The sequence below is a fragment of the Streptococcus sp. FSL K6-1323 genome, from assembly GCF_038630745.1.
GTDB lineage: Bacteria > Bacillota > Bacilli > Lactobacillales > Streptococcaceae > Streptococcus > Streptococcus salivarius_D.
The window spans coordinates 1,231,747-1,250,610 of record NZ_CP152039.1 but is presented as its reverse complement, the minus strand read 5'-3'; the positions used below and the strand labels follow the sequence as shown (position 1 = coordinate 1,250,610).

Below are 18,864 nucleotides of genomic sequence, written 5' to 3'. Positions count from 1 at the left end.
GTGAAAAAAGATAAAAAAGTCTGGTATTGGATTTTATTTTTGATTTTCTTTGAAGCTTTATTGTTTTCTTATTGTTATCAATCCAATCCTGAGTACTTTATGTTTGAGTCTATCCTTCTTGTTCTAGGTATTGGCGCAGTATGTTTTTTATCTGAACTTCTGATTACCTGGATGATAATTTTAAGTTTTGCTTTAAGTATTTTTATTTTGGTTAGTGGTGTTGTCTATATATCACTTCAAGATACTTTAGTACTTATTTTTAGTTTTCCTTTGTTGCTTGGAATTTTATCAAAGATTAAGTCTTATTTTTATAAATATATTTCTTCTGTTCAAATTGAGGAAAGAAAAGCTAGAAAATCTTATCAAGCAGTATTAAAAGAAATTAAATTGAATGAGAATAAATTTATTAATGCGCTTTTGATTCATTATTCTCATGAAGAACAGTTTTTTGAATTGGATCCTCGAGAATATAATCATTTGATTACTAGTATTTATCTTAAAATTTCAAAACAGTTGAATCGTTTTGAGCAAATTTTTTATGTTGCTGATGGAAGTTTCTTAATTTTATCAAAAAATGATTCAAGAAACTTAAATGATTTTTATAAAGATAGTCTTGAAAGACAGTTAAAAGGGATAACATTCGATTGGGGAAATAATCATCAAAGTATTCAATTTCAGACAGGATTTCTTGAAATTAATAAGAATAATTTAAAAAAATTTGATGATTATAGTGAGTTAATTAGCAATTTAAACCGTCAACTAGAGACAGATATAATTGTTGAATATTAGGGGGAAAAATTATGACCATTACTAATTTGTTTTTTGTATTTGCTTTATCTATTAGTCTTCTTTTTGTTATTACTTTCATAGTTTTATTTATCCAGTATACAATTATCTATGAACGTGTTTCCCATAATTTCAAGGCGGTGGAACATGGTTAGTCAATTTTTAATGATTTTTACGCTAGTATCGATTTGGATTTCTTTAATTTGGGGAGTAGTTATCCTAGTTTCTGGTGTTCATTTTTGGCTAAAGCATAGTGATTTTAAAGTAGATAAGAAAGCATTGCCTTATTATCCGAAGGTTACTATTGTCGTCCCAGCACATAATGAAGATGTCGTTATTGCACAGACTGCAAAAGCTATATTAAATTTGAATTATCCACATGACAAAGTTGAGTTACTTTTATTTGCGGACAATTGTTCAGATAGTACTTATGAAGAGTGTCTATCTGTTCAGGCATTACCAGAATATGAAGGGCGTAATATCACAATTATTAACCGCAAAGGAACTGGTGGAAAAGCGGGTGTTCTTAATGATGCGCTCAAGATGGCAGAAGGTGATTATATTTGTATTTATGATGCGGATGCCATGCCTGAAAAGAATGCACTTTACTTTTTAGTTAAGGAAGTTTTAAAAGATCCAGAAAGAAGAGTAGCTGCTTTTGGACGGAATAAAACAAGAAATGCAAAACAAAATTTCTTAACACGTTGTATAAATCAAGAAATTGTCGTAACGCAACGTGTACACCATGTTGGAATGTGGCATTTGTTTAAAATAGGTCGTATTCCAGGTACTAATTTTATTATTCAAACTGATTTTGTAAAAAGTATTGGTGGTTGGAGAAATGGTGCTTTAACAGAAGATACAGATATTTCCTTCAAGATTATGCAAAGCGGTAAATTAATTGCATTGGCATATAATTCCGAGGCGTTTCAACAAGAACCTGAGACCCTTAAAAGTTACTATATGCAACGAAAACGTTGGGCCAAAGGTAATTACGAAGTTGTTTTATCAAATTTTAAACACTTGTTCGGTAAAGGAAATTGGCGAGTAAAACTAGAAGTTGCTAATTACTCTTGTATTTTCTTCTGGTTTAATGGAGCGATTGTCTTATCAGATTTAATTTTCTTTGCCAATGTTTTAGCTATTATTTTACATCCTTTCTTTCCTACTATACAAATTCCGTTTGCATTTGATGCAAGTAATATATACATAGCTCAATTGATGTTATTTAATTGGCTATTAATGATTGGTTTGTATTTATTACAAATCAATGTTGCGTTAGCATCGCAATTCGGACAAGCGACAAGTAAGCAAGTTTGGCTAGCGATTCTCTCTTATTTTAGTTACGCACAGTTGTTCATTATTGTTTCTTTAGATTCGTTGTGGTCTATTATCATGGATAAAGTTCTTCACCGTGAAGGAACAACATGGGTTAAAACTAAACGTTTTGCAGAATAGGAGTGTATATGAAAATAAAATACTTTAAATATTTTTGGTTTATAGTAACCCTTGGTCTATTTGTTTTTTTGATGTTTTCAGTAAGAATTAAAACCAAGACAGATATTCGTAATAGGATTTACCAACAGTGGGAGAGACACTTCGTAGTAAAAGATGGTAATGAAGCTTATATCAAAACTACAAATGATAAAGATAAGGACATTGTACTCTCGGAGTCCCAAAGTTACGGGATGCTAATAACTGTTAGAGCGGCTCAGAAAGGTCTAGCGAGTCAACAAGATTTTGAAAGACTCTACAAATATTATTTATCTCATCGTATTGAAGGAAGTCAATTGATGTCTTGGGAACAAATTGTTCAAAAGAGTTCTAAAAATGTTGACGAACACAATGCAACGGACGGAGATCTTTATATTGCTTATGCTTTAATTGAAGCCTCAAAACAGTGGCCAAGTCAGAAAGACGAGTATCAAACGCAGTCTAAGGCTATCTTGCAGGATATTCTCAAATATAATTATAATGAAAATACTGGAATCTTAACTGTTGGGAACTGGGCAAACAGAGATTCAAAGTATTATAATCTAATGAGAACATCTGATGCTTTACCAAAGCAATTCCAATCATTTTATGAAGTTACTAAAGATAAAAAATGGTTGAGTATTAGCGATAAGATGTTAAGCAGTCTGGAAACAATTAGTTCTCAAACAGAAACCGGATTAATTCCAGATTTTATCTGGGTTGACCAATCGGGAGTTCGTAATGTTAAGCCTCATACTATCTCCTCCCAGTTTGACTCTACTTATTCTTATAACGCTTGTCGTCTTCCATACAATCTTACACAAAGTAACGATGAAAAGAGTCAGAGAGTCCTCAGTAAGCTATTGGATTTCTTCATGACACAGAAGAATATTTTTTCTAATTATAATTTAGATGGTAATTTTTTAGATGACCATCAGGCTGCATGTTTTAAAGCACCAATTGCTCTTGCAGCTGATAAAGATTCAGGATATTTGAAATTGGTTCAGCAAAATAAAATAGTTTTTATGCAGAACCTACCAGTAAATAATTATTATGATTCTGCAATTATTACTTTGGTTACCATGGAATTTTTTTAAATTATCATTATAGTATTTAGTTTGAATAGAAGAATACTTTAAGTAAATTTGAAGGTATACTATTGAGCTATTAATATGAGATGGTGATTGTATTCTTTTTCAGTATTTAAGAACGTTAATTGATAAAAGTCTTTTAAATAGCTAGAGTATTAAGAAAAATTACAAAGTAGTTATTAATCACGAATAACTTAGAAACTTCCCTAAAGCTGTTCTCTAGAAACAGATATTAAGGGAAGTTTTTTGATTGTATATGATAAATGTTTAGAACTGTCTCACCCTCTTTTTATGTTTTAGCTTAGCTTTCTATGGTATAATAGTACCATGACTATTATTAATCAATTCGTCACTTTGGCGAGTCACCTTGTATTTATAGGATTGAGCTACCATATGCTGATTAGCCTCTTTGATTGGGCGAAGATTATCAAAAATCCGATTGAAAATACTGGAAAATTGAAACTCTTTTTGCTCTTTATCAGTATTGCCTTAGGCTACCTTATCAGTTCCTTTATTCTGTCGGTTTTAGCTTTTGGACAGAATATGGCCAGCTCGATTTCTTAAATTAGTGATTTTAAAAGACTTTTGATATAATACAAAAAGATGAAAATGACCCTTGAAAGGAATCCTTATGGATAAAATTATTGTGCAGGGTGGCAACACTCGATTAAGTGGTGAGGTTGTCATTGAAGGTGCTAAAAACGCTGTCCTCCCTTTGTTGGCGGCGACTATCTTGGCCTCGGAAGGTCAAACAACCTTAACTAATGTTCCAATCTTGTCAGATGTTTACACGATGAATAATGTTGTTCGTGGTTTAGATATTGCTGTAGACTTTGACGAGGAAAACAATACCGTTGTTGTTGATGCTAGTGGAGAAATTCTCGATCAAGCACCATATGAGTATGTTAGTAAGATGCGTGCATCAATCGTAGTTCTTGGACCTATTCTTGCCCGTAATGGTCACGCTAAGGTCTCAATGCCTGGCGGTTGTACGATTGGTAGTCGTCCAATCGACCTCCACCTCAAAGGTTTGGAAGCAATGGGTGCTAAAATTACCCAAGTTGGTGGTGACATTACTGCGACGGTAGAAAACCTTAAAGGTGCAACGATTTATATGGACTTCCCATCTGTTGGTGCCACTCAAAACCTTATGATGGCAGCAACTTTGGCTGATGGTGTTACAACCATTGAAAATGCTGCGCGTGAACCAGAAATCGTTGACTTGGCCCTTCTTCTTAACGAGATGGGAGCAGACGTCAAAGGTGCTGGAACTGAAACACTCGTGATTAAAGGTGTTAAAGCTCTCCATGGTACTAAACATGCAGTTGTTCAGGACCGTATTGAAGCAGGTACCTTTATGGTAGCAGCGGCTATGACTTCTGGAGATGTCCTCATCAAAGATGCTATCTGGGAACATAACCGTCCTTTGATTTCAAAATTATTGGAAATGGGTGTCGATGTTAAGGAAGAAGAAGGCGGCATTCGTGTTAAATCTGATGTTTCTCAATTGAAACCAGTAACCGTTAAAACTCTACCTCACCCAGGTTTCCCAACTGACATGCAGGCTCAATTTACAGCACTTATGGCAGTGGTAAACGGTGAATCAACCATGATTGAAACTGTTTTTGAGAATCGCTTCCAACACTTGGAAGAAATGCGTCGTATGGGACTTCATTCAGAAATCCTTCGTGATACGGCTATGATTCACGGTGGTTTGCCACTTCAAGGTGCTCAAGTTATGTCTACTGACCTTCGAGCTTCGGCAGCACTTATTCTTACAGGAATGGTGGCTGAAGGAACAACGACTGTTGGTAAATTAACTCACTTGGATCGTGGTTACTATCAATTCCATGAGAAACTAGCTAAACTAGGAGCAAATATTTCACGTGTAAGTGAGGCTTAGTATGGAAACTGGTAAAGGCTATGTTTTTCGTCAATTATTACTTGTTTTAAGTGTGTGTGTGATTGGCCTTGCTTTTCTAGCTATCGGTTTGATGGTTGGCTATGCTGTTTTAGGAGAGGGCAAGGATCCTATAAGCATCTTAAAACCAGAAACTTGGCAGACAATTGTTGCTAAATTTACAGGAAAATAAAAGGGAGTGGGAAGTAATCCCGCTCCTTTAGTCATGACATTCATATAAAAGAAAGAGAACAATGGCAAAAAGAAAGACATCTTTAACAAATAAACAGAAACGTCAGCTAGTTTCGTTACTAATAGCGGTCTTGATTGCAGTTTTAGGTTACATTGGAACGAGTAATAAGCTCTCACCTAACAATCCAATCAAGCAGGTAGCTAGTCTAGTCTCGGGAAAATCCAATAACTCCGTCAAATCAAATGGCTCAACAAGTGGGCAGTCTACGCCACAAGAGCAACTCGCAGAGACGGTGATGACCAGCTCCGTCAAGAGTCAACTAGGAAACGTTATAGAATGGAATGGGGCTGGTGCCTATATTGTTAACGGTAATAAGACCAATCTTAATGCTAAGGTATCTAGCCAACCCTATGCTAATAACCAAGTCAAAACAGTTCAAGGACAAACGGTTCCTACAGTTGCGAATGCCTTGTTAAGTAAAGCGACTAGACAGTACAAAAATCGTCAAGAAACAGGGAATGGCTCAACCTCTTGGACACCAGCTGGATGGCATCAAGTTCACAATCTTTCAGGAGAGTATCGCCATGCCGTAGACCGAGGTCATTTGTTAGGTTATGCACTTGTAGGTGGTCTCAAAGGATTTGATGCCTCAACTTCAAATCCAGAAAATATTGCCGTTCAAACTGCTTGGGCTAACCAAGCTAATAGCGAAAGTTCCACAGGCCAAAACTATTATGAAAGCCTGGTACGAAAAGCTCAGGATAAAAATAAACGTGTCCGTTATCGCGTCACCCTTATTTATGAAGGAGATAACCTGATTCCATCAGGATCACATCTTGAAGCCAAGTCAGTAGATGGCTCGCTTGAGTTCAACGTCTTCGTTCCAAATGTCCAACAGGGAATTACCCTAGATTATTATTCAGGGAAAGTAACGGTGAATTAACAAAACAAACGACTCCAATAGGAGTCGTTTTTAGTATCTAGAAAAACAAAACCCACCCGTAGGTGAGCTTTTTGTTTTATTCACTAGCTTGCTCCCATTGTTTAGAGAGGTAGCGAGAGTAGCTAGAAATAGCAAAGTTAACCACGAAATAAGCTAAAGCCACAATACCGTATAAGGTAAAGATTTGACTAGGTTCGTAGTAACCACCCATCAAAATCTGACTCTTACCAAACAATTCTTGTAAGGCGATAACAGAGTAAAGGAAAGAAGTATCCTTGATAACTGTTACGAATTGAGAAATGATAGATGGTAACATCTTACGAATAGCTTGTGGGAAGATGATGTAAATAAAAATTTGTTTGTTGTTAAATCCTTGAGACAAGCCGGCTTCCGTTTGGCCATGGTCGATAGAGTTCAGTCCCCCACGAATGATTTCTGCTAAGGCAGCAGAGGTAAAGACCGTGAAAGAGGTAATCCCTGCCGCAGTTGACTTGAGTTGGAAGACCAAGAAGATAATGAAAATCCAAAGCAAGTTAGGAACGTTACGGACGAACTCAACGTAGATAGAAGCAATCCAACGAAGGATAGGATTCTTTCCGTTACGCATCACCGCCAGAATTGTTCCGAACAGGGTAGATAGCACGATGATGAAGAAAGACAAGTAAAGGGTCGTCCACATCCCTTGTGCCAAGAATTTAAGGTTAGTAGCTGATAAAACTTCTGACATAGTGGACCTCCTTAGTAAGCTTTCTTATTCTCTTCTTCTTTACGACGTGCCCAAGTAGCTAGAGGGAAACACATGATAAAGTAGAGGAAGGCAGCCCCAGCAAAGGCCGGCACATAGTTAGTGGTATCATAAGCCCAAGCCTTAGCAGTGAACATGATATCCGCCCCAGAAATGATAGCAACTGTTGAAGTGTTCTTAATCAAGTTAACCACTTGGTTGGTCAATGGTGGCAAGATAGTACGGACTGCTTGAGGCAAGATGATGATACGCATGGTATCAGCGTAGGTGAATCCTTGAGACAAAGCCGCTTCGGTTTGACCTTTAGGAACCGCCTCGATACCTGTACGAATAATTTCAGAGATATAGGCTCCTGTGTAGACCCCTACACAAAGGATAGCTGTCAATGAAATTGGAATCATGATATGGCCATCAGTCAAGATTGAAATCCCATAGAAGACAACCACGAATTGCACGAGCAAGGGTGTGTTCTGGAAGATTTCGACATAAACACGTGAAATGCCACGAAGGACCTTGTTATGAGTCGAACTCATAGCCCCAAAGATGAGCCCAAGAAGAAGAGCTACAATCAAGGCACCAATTGAAATGCCAAGGGTGTAAAAGAAACCTTTGGCAAACTGCCCAAAGTTAGCGAAGAAAGCAGCCCAACGTTCAAGAGCGAAAGGACTAGCCGTTTCAGTTAAAAGATACATAAATTCAGGACTCCTTTCTATTTATCTTCAGCCTTAGCTGGTTTCAAGTGATACTTATCGTAAAGTTTTTGAAGGGTACCATCTTTTTGCCATTTAGCAATCAAATCGTTGGTATAATCAATCAATTCTTGGTTAGACTTGCTTGAGGCGATACCGTACTCTTGTGTTTTGAAACCTTCTTTTAAGGTTTTAGTTTTCTTGCTTTCATATCCAGAGAGGATAGATTTATCAACTGAGAAAGCATCTACACGGTGAGCATAAAGAGATACAGCCAATTCTGGGAAAGAACCGAGTTGAACGTAGTTGAACTTAAGGTTATGGGCTGAGGCATATTCCTGCAAGGCAGCCTTTGTTGACGCACCTTGAGAAACACCGATAGTCTTACCATTCAAATCTGAGATTTTGTTAATCCCTGAATCCTTAAGAACCAAGAAACCGATTTGGTCATAGTAGTAAGGAGTTGAGATGGCGTAAGAAGCCTTACGTTCATCATTGATGGTATAGGTAGCGATAAGCAAGTCGATAGTACCGTTATCCATAAGTGGTTCACGAGTTTGCGTCGTTACTGGGATATAATTCACTTTAACTTTTAACTCATCAGCAATCTTCTTAGCAAGATCAACTTCCATACCTTCGTAGGTATTAGTCTTAGCAGAATAGTAACCAAAGTTAGGAACGTCTTGCTTCACGCCGACATTGAGTGTCCCTCGCTTAACAATCTTTTGGACTGCTTTACTATCAAGAAGCTTACTAGTGTCTTCCGCCTTAGTCTTGTGACTCGAGATAAGAAAAATAGTGAGAATTGCCAAGCTTGCAACAGTTAGGTAACGTAAGATTTTTTTGAAAATCATAGGCAACCTCCTTAGGCATCCACTTGGACACGATCAGAGTTGTGGTCAATAATCTTAGAAAGGAATTGAACTGCACGAGGTTCAGTTGGATTGTCGAAGAAACCATCCACATCCGTAGTGTCTACAAGAACTTGACCTTCAGCCATGAAAATGATACGGTCAGCCACACTGCGGGCAAAGCCCATTTCGTGGGTTACGACAACCATGTTCATACCACCTTTGGCAAGGTTTTGCATAACCGCAAGCACGTCACCGATAGTCTCTGGGTCAAGAGCTGACGTTGGTTCGTCAAAGAGCAAGAGCTCAGGGTTCATAGCAAGACCACGGGCAATAGCGATACGTTGTTTTTGCCCACCAGAAAGCATGCCTGGATAAGAATCTTTCTTGTCCCACATGTTAACGTAGCGAAGGAATTTTTCAGCAGTCTTTTCGGCGTCTGCCTTACTGATTCCAAGAACCTTGATAGGTGCCAAGGTTACATTTTCAAGAACGGTTTTGTGAGGGTAAAGGTTAAAGTGTTGGAAAACCATCCCCGCTTCCTTACGAAGCTCAACCAAATCTTTGGCAGAAGCTTCCGTCACATTATGTCCATTAACGATAAGTGTACCGTTATCGATTGATTCCAAGGCATTGATTGTACGGATAAGGGTAGATTTCCCTGATCCAGAAGGGCCCAAGAGAACCACAACTTGTCCTTTTTCAATTTCTAGATTGATATCACGAAGTGCATGATAGTCTCCGTAATATTTATTAACATTTTTAAATTCAATAAGTGCCATAAGAGCCTCCTATAATGGATTTACTTGTTAGCTTTTCTAACATATATTGAATTTTAGCATAAGTAAAGTCGAAAGTCAAAAAATTCCGAATATTCTTTCAAAACGTTCGGTTTTTACTAAATAATTAATCATTTTTTGATATAAATATGAGAAAAACAAAAACCCACCCGTAGGTGAGTTTTTATTTTATTCACTAGCTTGCTCCCATTGTTTAGAGAGGTAGCGAGAGTAGCTAGAGATGGCAAAGTTAACCACGAAATAAGCTAAAGCCACAATACCGTATAAGGTAAAGATTTGACTAGGTTCGTAGTAACCACCCATCAAAATCTGACTCTTACCAAACAATTCTTGTAAGGCGATAACAGAGTAAAGGAAAGAAGTATCCTTGATAACTGTTACGAATTGAGAAATGATAGATGGTAACATCTTACGAATAGCTTGTGGGAAGATGATGTAAATAAAAATTTGTTTGTTGTTAAATCCTTGAGACAAGCCGGCTTCCGTTTGGCCATGGTCGATAGAGTTCAGTCCCCCACGAATGATTTCCGCCAAGGCAGCAGAGGTAAAGACCGTGAAAGAGGTAATCCCTGCAGCAGTTGACTTGAGTTGGAAGACCAAGAAAATGATGAAAATCCAAAGCAAGTTAGGAACGTTACGGACGAACTCAACGTAGATAGAAGCTATCCAACGAAGGATAGGATTCTTTCCGTTACGCATCACTGCCAGAATTGTTCCGAACAGGGTAGATAGCACGATGATGAAGAAAGACAAGTAAAGAGTCGTCCACATCCCTTGTGCCAAGAATTTAAGGTTAGTAGCTGATAAAACATCTGACATAGTGGACCTCCTTAGTAAGCTTTCTTATTCTCTTCTTCTTTACGACGTGCCCAAGTAGCTAGAGGGAAACACATGATAAAGTAGAGGAAGGCAGCCCCAGCAAAGGCCGGCACATAGTTAGTGGTATCATAAGCCCAAGCCTTAGCCGTGAACATGATATCGGCCCCAGAAATGATGGCAACTGTAGAAGTATTCTTAATCAAGTTAACCACTTGGTTGGTCAATGGTGGCAAGATAGTACGCACGGCTTGAGGCAAGATGATGATACGCATGGTATCAGCGTAGGTGAATCCTTGAGACAAAGCCGCTTCGGTTTGACCTTTAGGAACCGCCTCGATACCTGTACGAATAATTTCAGAGATATAGGCTCCTGTGTAGACACCCACACAAAGGATAGCTGTCAATGAAATTGGAATCATGACATGACCATCAGTCAAGATTGAAATCCCATAGAAGACAACCACAAATTGCACGAGCAAGGGTGTGTTCTGGAAGATTTCAACATACACACGTGAGATGCCACGGAGAACCTTGTTATGAGTTGAACTCATAGCTCCAAAGATGAGCCCAAGAAGAAGGGCAACAATCAAGGCACCAATTGAAATACCGAGGGTGTAAAAGAAACCTTTAGCAAATTGCCCAAAGTTAGCGAAGAAAGCAGCCCAACGTTCAAGAGCGAAAGGACTAGCTGTTTCAGTTAAAAGATACATAAATTCAGGACTCCTTTCTATTTATCTTCAGCCTTAGCTGGTTTCAAGTGATACTTATCGTAGAGTTTTTGAAGACTACCATCTTTTTGCCATTTAGCAATCAAATCGTTGGTATAATCAATCAACTCTTGGTTAGACTTGCTTGAGGCAATACCGTATTCTTGTGTTTTGAAACCTTCATCAAGGATCTTGGTTTTATCACTTTCGTAACCTGACAAGATTGATTTATCACCAGCAAAAGCGTCAATACGGTAAGCATAGAGTGATACGGCTAACTCAGGATAAGATCCGAGTTGAACGTAGTCAAACTTAAGGTTATTAGCTGAAGCGTACTCTTCAACAGCAGCTTTGGCAGATGACCCTTGAGACACTCCAATAGTTTTACCGTTTAGGTCAGAAAGTTTCTTATAGCCAGATTTGGTTTGAACGAGGAAACCGATCTGGTCGTAGTAGTAAGGAGTTGACATGGCATATGAAGCCTTACGCTCATCTGTAATGGTATAAGTAGCGATAAGCATGTCAATAGTCCCGTTGTCCATAAGGGCTTCACGAGTTTGTGGGGTAACCGCTGTAAAATTCACCTTAACCTTAAGTTCTTTGGCGATTTTCTTAGCGAGGTCAATTTCTATACCTTGATAGGTATTAGTTTTGGCTGAGTAGTAACCAAAGTTTGGGACATCCTGTTTGACACCAACGTTTAGAGTCCCTTTTTTGACAATTTTTTGAATTGCAGCACTATTGAGTAGTTTACTGCTTTCATCTGCCTGACTACTTTTAGTGTTCCAGAGGAGAACTGCTACAAAAGCTATAACAGAGATAGCTAAAATGCGACTAAGTTTCTTGATTAACATAAGTCCTCCTTAGGCGTCCACTTGGACACGATCAGAGTTGTGGTCGATAATCTTAGAAAGGAATTGAACCGCACGGGGTTCAGTTGGATTGTCGAAGAAACCATCCACATCCGTAGTGTCTACAAGAACTTGACCTTCAGCCATGAAAATGATACGGTCAGCCACACTGCGGGCAAAGCCCATTTCGTGGGTTACGACAACCATGTTCATGCCACCTTTGGCAAGGTTTTGCATAACCGCAAGCACGTCACCGATAGTCTCTGGGTCAAGGGCTGACGTTGGTTCGTCAAAGAGCAAGAGCTCAGGATTCATGGCAAGACCACGGGCAATAGCGATACGTTGTTTTTGCCCACCAGAAAGCATACCAGGGTATGAATCCTTCTTGTCCCACATGTTAACGTAGCGAAGGAATTTTTCAGCAGTCTTTTCGGCGTCTGCCTTACTGATTCCAAGAACCTTGATTGGTGCCAAGGTTACATTTTCAAGAACGGTTTTATGCGGGTAGAGGTTAAAGTGCTGGAATACCATCCCCGCTTCCTTACGCAATTCTACCAAGTCTTTGGCAGAAGCTTCCGTCACATTATGTCCGTTAACGATAAGCGTACCGTTATCGATGGATTCCAAGGCATTGATTGTACGGATAAGGGTAGATTTCCCAGACCCAGAAGGTCCCAAGAGAACCACAACTTGTCCTTTTTCAATTTCTAGATTGATGTCACGAAGTGCATGATAATCTCCGTAATATTTATTGACATTTTTAAATTCAATAAGTGCCATAAGAGCCTCCTAAAATTTTACATTAATATATGTAACAACAAGAGTGTATTTTACTATAGATATAGGAAAATGTCAAAAATGTTTGAAAATTCAATCATAATGTTCGCCTTTTAACCGATTACACATAGCAAAGGTATCTCAAAAAAGAAGGAAAGCTTGTATATCAGCTCAATATCTATAGTAGAAACTTGGTCCTTAACCTATTTTTTGGTATAATATGTTTGATACGTAAAGTTTTCTACTTTACAAATTGAATGACTTAAGGAAACCGATGAGGTGTTTATATGAAAAAAATTCTAGTTGTTGATGATGAAAGACCGATTTCGGATATCATCAAGTTTAATCTAACTAAAGAAGGTTATGAAGTGGTTACAGCCTTTGATGGTCGTGAAGCTTTGGAGCAGTTTGAAGCTGAAAAGCCAGACTTGGTCATCCTGGACTTGATGTTGCCTGAACTAGATGGTTTAGAAGTTGCTAAGGAAATTCGAAAGACAAGTCACACACCGATTATCATGCTTTCCGCTAAGGATAGCGAGTTTGATAAGGTTATCGGGCTAGAAATTGGGGCGGACGACTATGTGACGAAACCATTTTCTAATCGTGAATTGTTGGCACGTATCAAAGCTCACTTGCGTCGTACAGAGACTATTGAAACAGCAGCAGAAGAAAGCTCTAACTCTGGTAAGCAGGAGATTTCAATTGGTGAGTTGATTATTGTTCCAGATGCGTTTGTTGCTAAAAAACGTGGAAATGAAGTCGAGCTCACACACCGTGAATTTGAGTTGCTTTTCCATCTGGCAACTCACATGGGACAAGTGATGACGCGTGAGCATTTACTTGAAACTGTTTGGGGTTATGACTATTTTGGTGATGTTCGTACGGTTGACGTAACCATTCGTCGTCTCCGTGAAAAAATTGAAGATACACCTAGTCGTCCTGAATATATTTTGACGCGTCGTGGTGTTGGTTATTATATGAAGAATTATGACTAGTATTGGCTTAAACATCACAAGCTTTGAACTAGCCTTACTCTTTACGCTCCTCTTTGTGGCTTTCTACTTTATTTTTCTTGCATATCGTGATTATCGACGAGTCAAAAATATTCGAAAGTTGACCAAGAGGGTCAAGTCCTTAATGGCAGGTAACTATAACGAGGAGTTACGCTTAAAGGGTGATCCAGAGCTTTTAGAGCTAGCTGACAGCTTGAATGATTTATCGGATGTCTTTCGTTTGACGCATGAAAATCTAGCCCAGGAAAAAAACCGCTTATCATCAGTCCTTTCTTACATGAGTGATGGGGTTATTGCGACAAATCGTCGTGGTCAGATTACCATGATTAATAGCACAGCTCAGCGTTTGTTGAATCTAGATTATGAAACAGCGACACAGATGTCCATTTTAGATTTATTAGATGGCGAAAATCCCTATACTTATAGTGAATTGCTCTCTAAGACTCCTGAAATTCATTTGTCACGTCGAGATGCCAACGATGAGTTTGTGACCTTACGTGTTAATTTTGCCCTTATTCGTAAAGAATCAGGTTTTATCTCAGGTTTGGTTGCCGTTCTTCATGATGCTACTGAGCAGGAAAAAGAAGAGCGTGAACGCCGACTTTTCGTCTCAAACGTTAGTCATGAGTTGCGTACACCTTTGACTTCTGTAAAATCCTATCTGGAGGCACTTGATGATGGAGCTCTCGATGAAGAGATTGCTCCTAACTTTATCAAAGTTTCTTTGGATGAGACCAATCGTATGATGCGAATGATTTCTGACCTCTTGGCACTGTCTCGTATTGACAATAAGAGTACCCAACTTGACGTTGAAATGACTAATTTCACAGCCTTCATGACCTATATCTTGAATCGTTTTGATCAGATTAAGAGTCAAGAAACCAATACAGGTAAAACTTACGAAATCATTCGCGATTATCCTGTAAACTCAATTTGGGTGGAGATTGATACAGATAAGATGACCCAGGTCGTGGATAATATTCTTAATAATGCCATCAAGTATTCGCCTGATGGTGGTAAGATTACAGTGTCTATGAAGACAACTGATTCGCAGTTGATTGTTTCTATTTCTGACCAAGGTTTGGGTATTCCTAAGAAAGATTTGCCTTTGATTTTCGACCGTTTTTACCGTGTTGATAAGGCAAGAAGTCGTGCCCAGGGTGGAACTGGTCTAGGCTTGTCTATTGCAAAAGAAATTATTAAACAACATAAGGGCTTTATTTGGGCTAAGAGTGAGTATGGTAAGGGTTCAACTTTTACAATTGTGCTTCCATATGACAAGGATGCCATGATGGTTGATGAATGGGAGATGTAGTAAAAATGACCTCAGATTTAGGGTTTAAATATAGTATTTTGGCTTCAGGGTCAACTGGTAATTCCTTTTACTTGGAAACTCCAGAGAAGAAGATTCTTGTAGATGCTGGTTTGTCTGGTAAGAAAATCACAAGTTTGCTAGCTGAGATTGATCGTGATCCGAGTGATTTGGATGCAATCTTAGTAACGCATGAACACAAGGATCACATCCATGGTGTAGGCGTTTTAGCTCGTAAATATGGCATGGATATCTACGCCAACGAGAAAACCTGGCAGATTATGGATAGTAAAAATATGCTTGGCAAGATTGATAATAGCCAGAAACATGTTTTTTCTCGTGATAAGCTTCTGACCTTTGGAGACATTGATATTGAGTCTTTTGGAGTTAGTCACGATGCTATTGATCCACAGTTCTATCGCTTTATGAAAGATGGAAAGAGTTTCGTCATGTTGACGGATACGGGTTATGTTTCTGATCGTATGGCAGGTATTATTGAGAATGCCGATGGCTATCTGATTGAGTCCAATCATGATGTTGAAATCCTTAGAGCAGGTTCATATCCTTGGTCGACCAAGCAACGTATCCTCTCTGATCAAGGTCACTTGTGTAATGAAGATGGAGCGGATGCTATGATTCGTACCATTGGTAATAAAACTAAAAAAATCTACTTGGGTCACCTTTCCAAAGAAAATAATATCAAGGAGTTGGCCCACATGACGATGGAAAATCAGTTGGCACGTGCTGACTTTGGTGTTGGAACTGACTTTAAAGTTTATGATACCTCACCAGATACAGCGACTCCACTGACAGACATTTAAAAATAGCAGAAGAGCTGCACTAATGCGTTTAGTGCAGCTCTTTAAAAGGAATGTATTTATGAAAGTAATTTATCTCTCGTTAGGGTTTGTCTCGCTCGGTTTGGGAATTCTTGGGATTCCCCTCCCTATCTTACCCACAACACCTTTTCTACTTTTAGCCATTGCTTGCTTTGCTAGAAGTTCCAAACGTTTTGAGAAATGGTTATATCATACTAAGCTGTATCAAAGTTATGTAGCCGATTTTCGAGAAACCAAATCAATTGCCAAAGAACGAAAGAAAAAGATTATCATCCAAATCTATGTTTTGATGGGAATCTCAATCTTTTTTGCACCTATCCTTTGGGTGAAAATCGGACTCTTTTGCCTGACGGTCTTCATCACTTATTATCTCTTTAAGGTTATTCCTGATAAAGACTAAGTTATCATCAAAAATGAGACTTCTAAGATGGAAGATACAAAAATTAATTAGCACTATAATTTCTGTAGTGGGTTGAACTATTGCAGAGATTATAGTGCTTTTTGAGTGTACACAAAAAGTCCCATAAGAACTATAATGAAAAGCGACCAAACCATCATTAGGAAGAACTTATGAGACTTATTAAGAAAACTACAGAATTAATCGGAATTTAAAGATCCTAACATCATTATTTCACTTGTTTTTGAAACTGATACTCACATCGAGATTCATGCAAAACTTAATTGCCTTGCACCACTTTATTCTCATTACCAAGGAAAGATGAGAAAATATGACTTTCAAAGTCCTTCCTAAACTCTTCTCGAACAAGTTGGGACTCCAACACTACTACGTCTTAAGGAACGCTGTTCCCAGTGTAAAGGATGTAAGAGAGTAACTGTAGCAGAGACATTTAGTTGAAGAGCAAACCACCCGCAAGATGATCTACCCTTAAAAAAGTTAGACAGAAAATGTTTCTTTGCCAAAATGATTAAATAATTTTGGCAATGTTTTTAATGTTTGTTTCGGAGTTTTTTGCGAAGTTCGTATACAAAATTTGAAACTCTATATAATACTTTATTTACAGGAATATTAAATTCACCGATAAATTCCTCGATATGAGGGGCAAAGTTAGACTTGAATTTTGTTAGACCGTCATCAAGACTACCCTCAACTCCTCCCATATTGGCCCATATAATGTTGTCATTATATGCATCTTCAAAAACTCTAGGATATAGCTTATACTGTGGGTAGAACTTCTTAAAATCTTCATTCATCCCAGCATAGAGCATTTCCATTGTATTACCAAATTTTATTGATAAAATACCTGCAATAACTAGTTCCTTATCATAATCTTTTACATAATCTTCGAGCTCAGTGATATATTTTTTTATAGATGTCTCTTGCTGTTTCAATTTTTTCAAACGTTTCTTTTGATTATCTGAAGTTTCAGAAAGGTTATCTTGAATTTCAATTAACTGAGCTTTGTACTGCTCCAAACGCTTGGGTAGATTAACTTTTGCTAGATGAAGATAAGCATCATTACCATATATTTTCATTAACTTTCTGAAATATTCCTCATTTCGGAGGGAAACCCCTTTACGAGATTCGGTAAGTGCAATAACATTAGAGAATGCTTTGAGATCATCAATTGTTCCTCGATAAGTTTGAACACCACGTTTATCAGAATCTTTTATTAAACGCTTTGTGTGTTTAGGAAAAGTATTAATAATATTCTCCTTTGTATAAACATTAGCCTGATAGCGTGGTTGAATACTCTGGGAAATGTTTTGGGTCCGACCTGTCCATTCGGCACCACATTTTTGTAAGATTTCTATTGTTTTTAGTGTATTAATATTTTCTTCAACATTCTCACCAATGAGGTAAGATTTGAGAATAAGGGATGGGTCAAATTTAATAAAAAGTGCACGTTTTGTTTTTGCAATTTTTTTAAGAGAATCAATAACAAAAGTCACTAATTCTATATTAGAGTAGTTCATTATTGGACCACGCGGAATGTAGAGCATAGTCAGACCTAGAGGAAGCGTACGTATTAGAATAGATGCAGTTGCTACTAGTCTGCCATCTTTATAAAATCCGATTCGCTCATTATTCCAATTGTCCTTAATTTTAGCCCAATTACTGCTCTGTAAAAGATTAACTTGGTCACTGTTTTTTACAAAGTGATCATGTTCTTCAGCAGAAATTCCAATTTTATAACTATACATTACAATACCCACTTTCTAATAGCGTAAGCAACACCAGATTCATCATTTGATTTTGTGATGTGTTTCGCAATTTTCTTCAATTCTGGATTACCATTTTCCATAACAACAGGAGAGCCAACGACTTCAAGCATAGCACGGTCATTTTCTTCATCACCGATAGCCATAGTTTCTTCTTTCGAAAGACCGAGTTTTTCAGCAAGATGGGTTACAGCAATCCCTTTGTTGGCTGTTTTCTTAAGAATTTCTAGATAAAATGGTGTTGATTTTACAATGGTAAAGCGGTCATAAAATTCCTGTGGAAGTTTGGCAATGGCTACATCAAGAATTTCAGGTTCATCGATATACATGGCCTTAACGAATTCCTTGTCAGCTACCTCTTCAGGTGTACGATAGTAAATTGGCATATGAACAAGGGTAGACTCATGAACTGTATAGCGTCCAATGTTGCGATTACTTGTGTAGATACCATCTTTAGTAATGGCGTGAGAATGAACACCAAGCTTGTTAGCCAAAACCTCAATGTCAAGGTAGTCTTCGTATGAGAGTGTCTCACGAATCAATTCATTACCGGTAGAAGTTTCTTGGACAAGACCACCATTAAAAGTGATGACATAGTCTCCGTCTTGGTTGAGGTTGAGTTCTTCAAGAAGTGGAAGTACTCCAGGAATGGGACGACCAGTCGCGATGACAACCTTTACACCAGCAGCTTTAGCATCTTGAATCGCTTGAAAGACTTCAGGTGTAACTTGACGTTGGCTATTTAAAAGCGTTCCATCAATATCAACAGCAATAAGTTTAATAGACATAATAATTACCTGTTTCGTTTAGTTAATTTCTCTTCTATTCTACTAAAATTTAAATGATTTGTCATAGTTCGTCATGAGAAAAAACATATTGCCTACTTTAAAGAAG

The 18,864-nt window shown here is 38.0% G+C and carries 21 protein-coding genes and 1 pseudogene; 12 read left to right on the top strand and 10 right to left on the bottom strand.

The features are described from left to right. The 7 genes from NST80_RS05605 (at position 1) to NST80_RS05575 (ending at position 6,386) form a co-directional block, all read left to right on the top strand. A complete protein-coding gene (locus NST80_RS05605) occupies positions 1–789 on the top strand; it encodes a hypothetical protein (RefSeq protein WP_265107600.1) in 789 nt (262 codons plus the stop codon). Positions 790–933: 144 nt separating this feature from the next. Then, entirely contained in the window at positions 934–2,244 is a 1,311-nt protein-coding gene (locus NST80_RS05600; protein WP_014633211.1) for a glycosyltransferase, read from the top strand. Between the two features lie 8 nt (positions 2,245–2,252). Next, positions 2,253–3,356 carry a glycosyl hydrolase family 8 gene (locus NST80_RS05595; protein ID WP_013990687.1) on the top strand — a complete coding sequence of 368 codons (1,104 nt, stop codon included), beginning with the start codon at positions 2,253–2,255 and terminating at the stop codon, positions 3,354–3,356. A 321-nt stretch (positions 3,357–3,677) separates the two neighbouring features. Further along, the gene (locus tag NST80_RS05590) at positions 3,678–3,914 is read left to right on the top strand and encodes a DUF1146 family protein (RefSeq protein ID WP_002890830.1); all 237 of its coding nucleotides are present in this window, start codon (positions 3,678–3,680) and stop codon (positions 3,912–3,914) included. A 67-nt stretch (positions 3,915–3,981) separates the two neighbouring features. Continuing rightward, on the top strand, positions 3,982–5,253 hold the full coding sequence (gene murA, locus NST80_RS05585) for a UDP-N-acetylglucosamine 1-carboxyvinyltransferase (protein WP_045769137.1): 1,272 nt from the start codon (positions 3,982–3,984) through the stop codon (positions 5,251–5,253). 1 nt (position 5,254) lies between these two features. Next, complete coding sequence (locus tag NST80_RS05580) at positions 5,255–5,443, top strand: DNA-directed RNA polymerase subunit beta (RefSeq protein ID WP_118172461.1); 189 nt, start codon at positions 5,255–5,257, stop codon at positions 5,441–5,443. A 61-nt stretch (positions 5,444–5,504) separates the two neighbouring features. Then, positions 5,505–6,386, top strand: coding sequence for a DNA/RNA non-specific endonuclease (locus NST80_RS05575; RefSeq protein ID WP_342504526.1), 882 nt, complete (start codon positions 5,505–5,507; stop codon positions 6,384–6,386). A gap of 76 nt (positions 6,387–6,462) precedes the next feature. Here the strand turns inward: NST80_RS05575 and NST80_RS05570 are convergent, their stop codons facing one another. The 8 genes from NST80_RS05570 to NST80_RS05535 all read right to left on the bottom strand — a co-directional run bounded on the left by NST80_RS05570 (position 6,463) and on the right by NST80_RS05535 (position 12,628). Beyond that, complete coding sequence (locus tag NST80_RS05570) at positions 6,463–7,113, bottom strand: amino acid ABC transporter permease (protein WP_002886253.1); 651 nt, start codon at positions 7,111–7,113, stop codon at positions 6,463–6,465. Positions 7,114–7,124: 11 nt separating this feature from the next. After that, positions 7,125–7,823 (bottom strand): amino acid ABC transporter permease, encoded by a 699-nt coding sequence (locus NST80_RS05565; protein ID WP_014633207.1) that lies wholly within the window; start codon positions 7,821–7,823, stop codon positions 7,125–7,127. Positions 7,824–7,840: 17 nt separating this feature from the next. After that, a complete protein-coding gene (locus NST80_RS05560; RefSeq protein WP_111686600.1) occupies positions 7,841–8,674 on the bottom strand; it encodes a transporter substrate-binding domain-containing protein in 834 nt (277 codons plus the stop codon). Positions 8,675–8,685: 11 nt separating this feature from the next. Next, entirely contained in the window at positions 8,686–9,453 is a 768-nt protein-coding gene (locus NST80_RS05555; protein WP_038675884.1) for an amino acid ABC transporter ATP-binding protein, read from the bottom strand. Positions 9,454–9,639: 186 nt separating this feature from the next. After that, complete coding sequence (locus tag NST80_RS05550) at positions 9,640–10,290, bottom strand: amino acid ABC transporter permease (RefSeq protein WP_045769140.1); 651 nt, start codon at positions 10,288–10,290, stop codon at positions 9,640–9,642. Positions 10,291–10,301: 11 nt separating this feature from the next. Beyond that, on the bottom strand, positions 10,302–11,000 hold the full coding sequence (locus tag NST80_RS05545) for an amino acid ABC transporter permease (protein ID WP_002886251.1): 699 nt from the start codon (positions 10,998–11,000) through the stop codon (positions 10,302–10,304). Between the two features lie 17 nt (positions 11,001–11,017). After that, positions 11,018–11,851: a transporter substrate-binding domain-containing protein gene (locus NST80_RS05540; protein ID WP_013990682.1), complete on the bottom strand. Its 834-nt coding sequence runs from the start codon at positions 11,849–11,851 to the stop codon at positions 11,018–11,020. 9 nt (positions 11,852–11,860) lie between these two features. Then, positions 11,861–12,628 carry an amino acid ABC transporter ATP-binding protein gene (locus NST80_RS05535; RefSeq protein WP_038675884.1) on the bottom strand — a complete coding sequence of 256 codons (768 nt, stop codon included), beginning with the start codon at positions 12,626–12,628 and terminating at the stop codon, positions 11,861–11,863. Positions 12,629–12,912: 284 nt separating this feature from the next. Between NST80_RS05535 and yycF the strand changes: the two genes are divergently transcribed. From yycF to NST80_RS05510, 5 genes and pseudogenes are all read left to right on the top strand, one after another. Next, a complete protein-coding gene (gene yycF, locus NST80_RS05530; protein ID WP_002884978.1) occupies positions 12,913–13,620 on the top strand; it encodes a response regulator YycF in 708 nt (235 codons plus the stop codon). Next, the gene (gene vicK, locus NST80_RS05525; protein ID WP_002885062.1) at positions 13,613–14,953 is read left to right on the top strand and encodes a cell wall metabolism sensor histidine kinase VicK; all 1,341 of its coding nucleotides are present in this window, start codon (positions 13,613–13,615) and stop codon (positions 14,951–14,953) included. Before yycF ends, vicK begins: the two co-directional genes overlap by 8 nt. A 5-nt stretch (positions 14,954–14,958) precedes the next feature. Next, the gene (locus NST80_RS05520; protein ID WP_013990680.1) at positions 14,959–15,771 is read left to right on the top strand and encodes an MBL fold metallo-hydrolase; all 813 of its coding nucleotides are present in this window, start codon (positions 14,959–14,961) and stop codon (positions 15,769–15,771) included. Positions 15,772–15,829: 58 nt separating this feature from the next. Further along, positions 15,830–16,189 (top strand): YbaN family protein, encoded by a 360-nt coding sequence (locus NST80_RS05515; RefSeq protein WP_045769141.1) that lies wholly within the window; start codon positions 15,830–15,832, stop codon positions 16,187–16,189. A 170-nt stretch (positions 16,190–16,359) separates the two neighbouring features. Continuing rightward, a pseudogene (locus NST80_RS05510) lies at positions 16,360–16,636 on the top strand (ISL3 family transposase); the annotation flags it as partial. Between the two features lie 101 nt (positions 16,637–16,737). Here the strand turns inward: NST80_RS05510 and NST80_RS05505 are convergent. Beyond that, complete coding sequence (locus NST80_RS05505) at positions 16,738–17,952, bottom strand: aminoacyltransferase (protein WP_014633201.1); 1,215 nt, start codon at positions 17,950–17,952, stop codon at positions 16,738–16,740. Further along, positions 17,952–18,758: a sugar-phosphatase gene (gene yidA, locus NST80_RS05500; protein WP_004182607.1), complete on the bottom strand. Its 807-nt coding sequence runs from the start codon at positions 18,756–18,758 to the stop codon at positions 17,952–17,954. The genes NST80_RS05505 and yidA overlap by 1 nt, the downstream gene beginning before the upstream one ends. Positions 18,759–18,864: the final 106 nt, after the last annotated feature.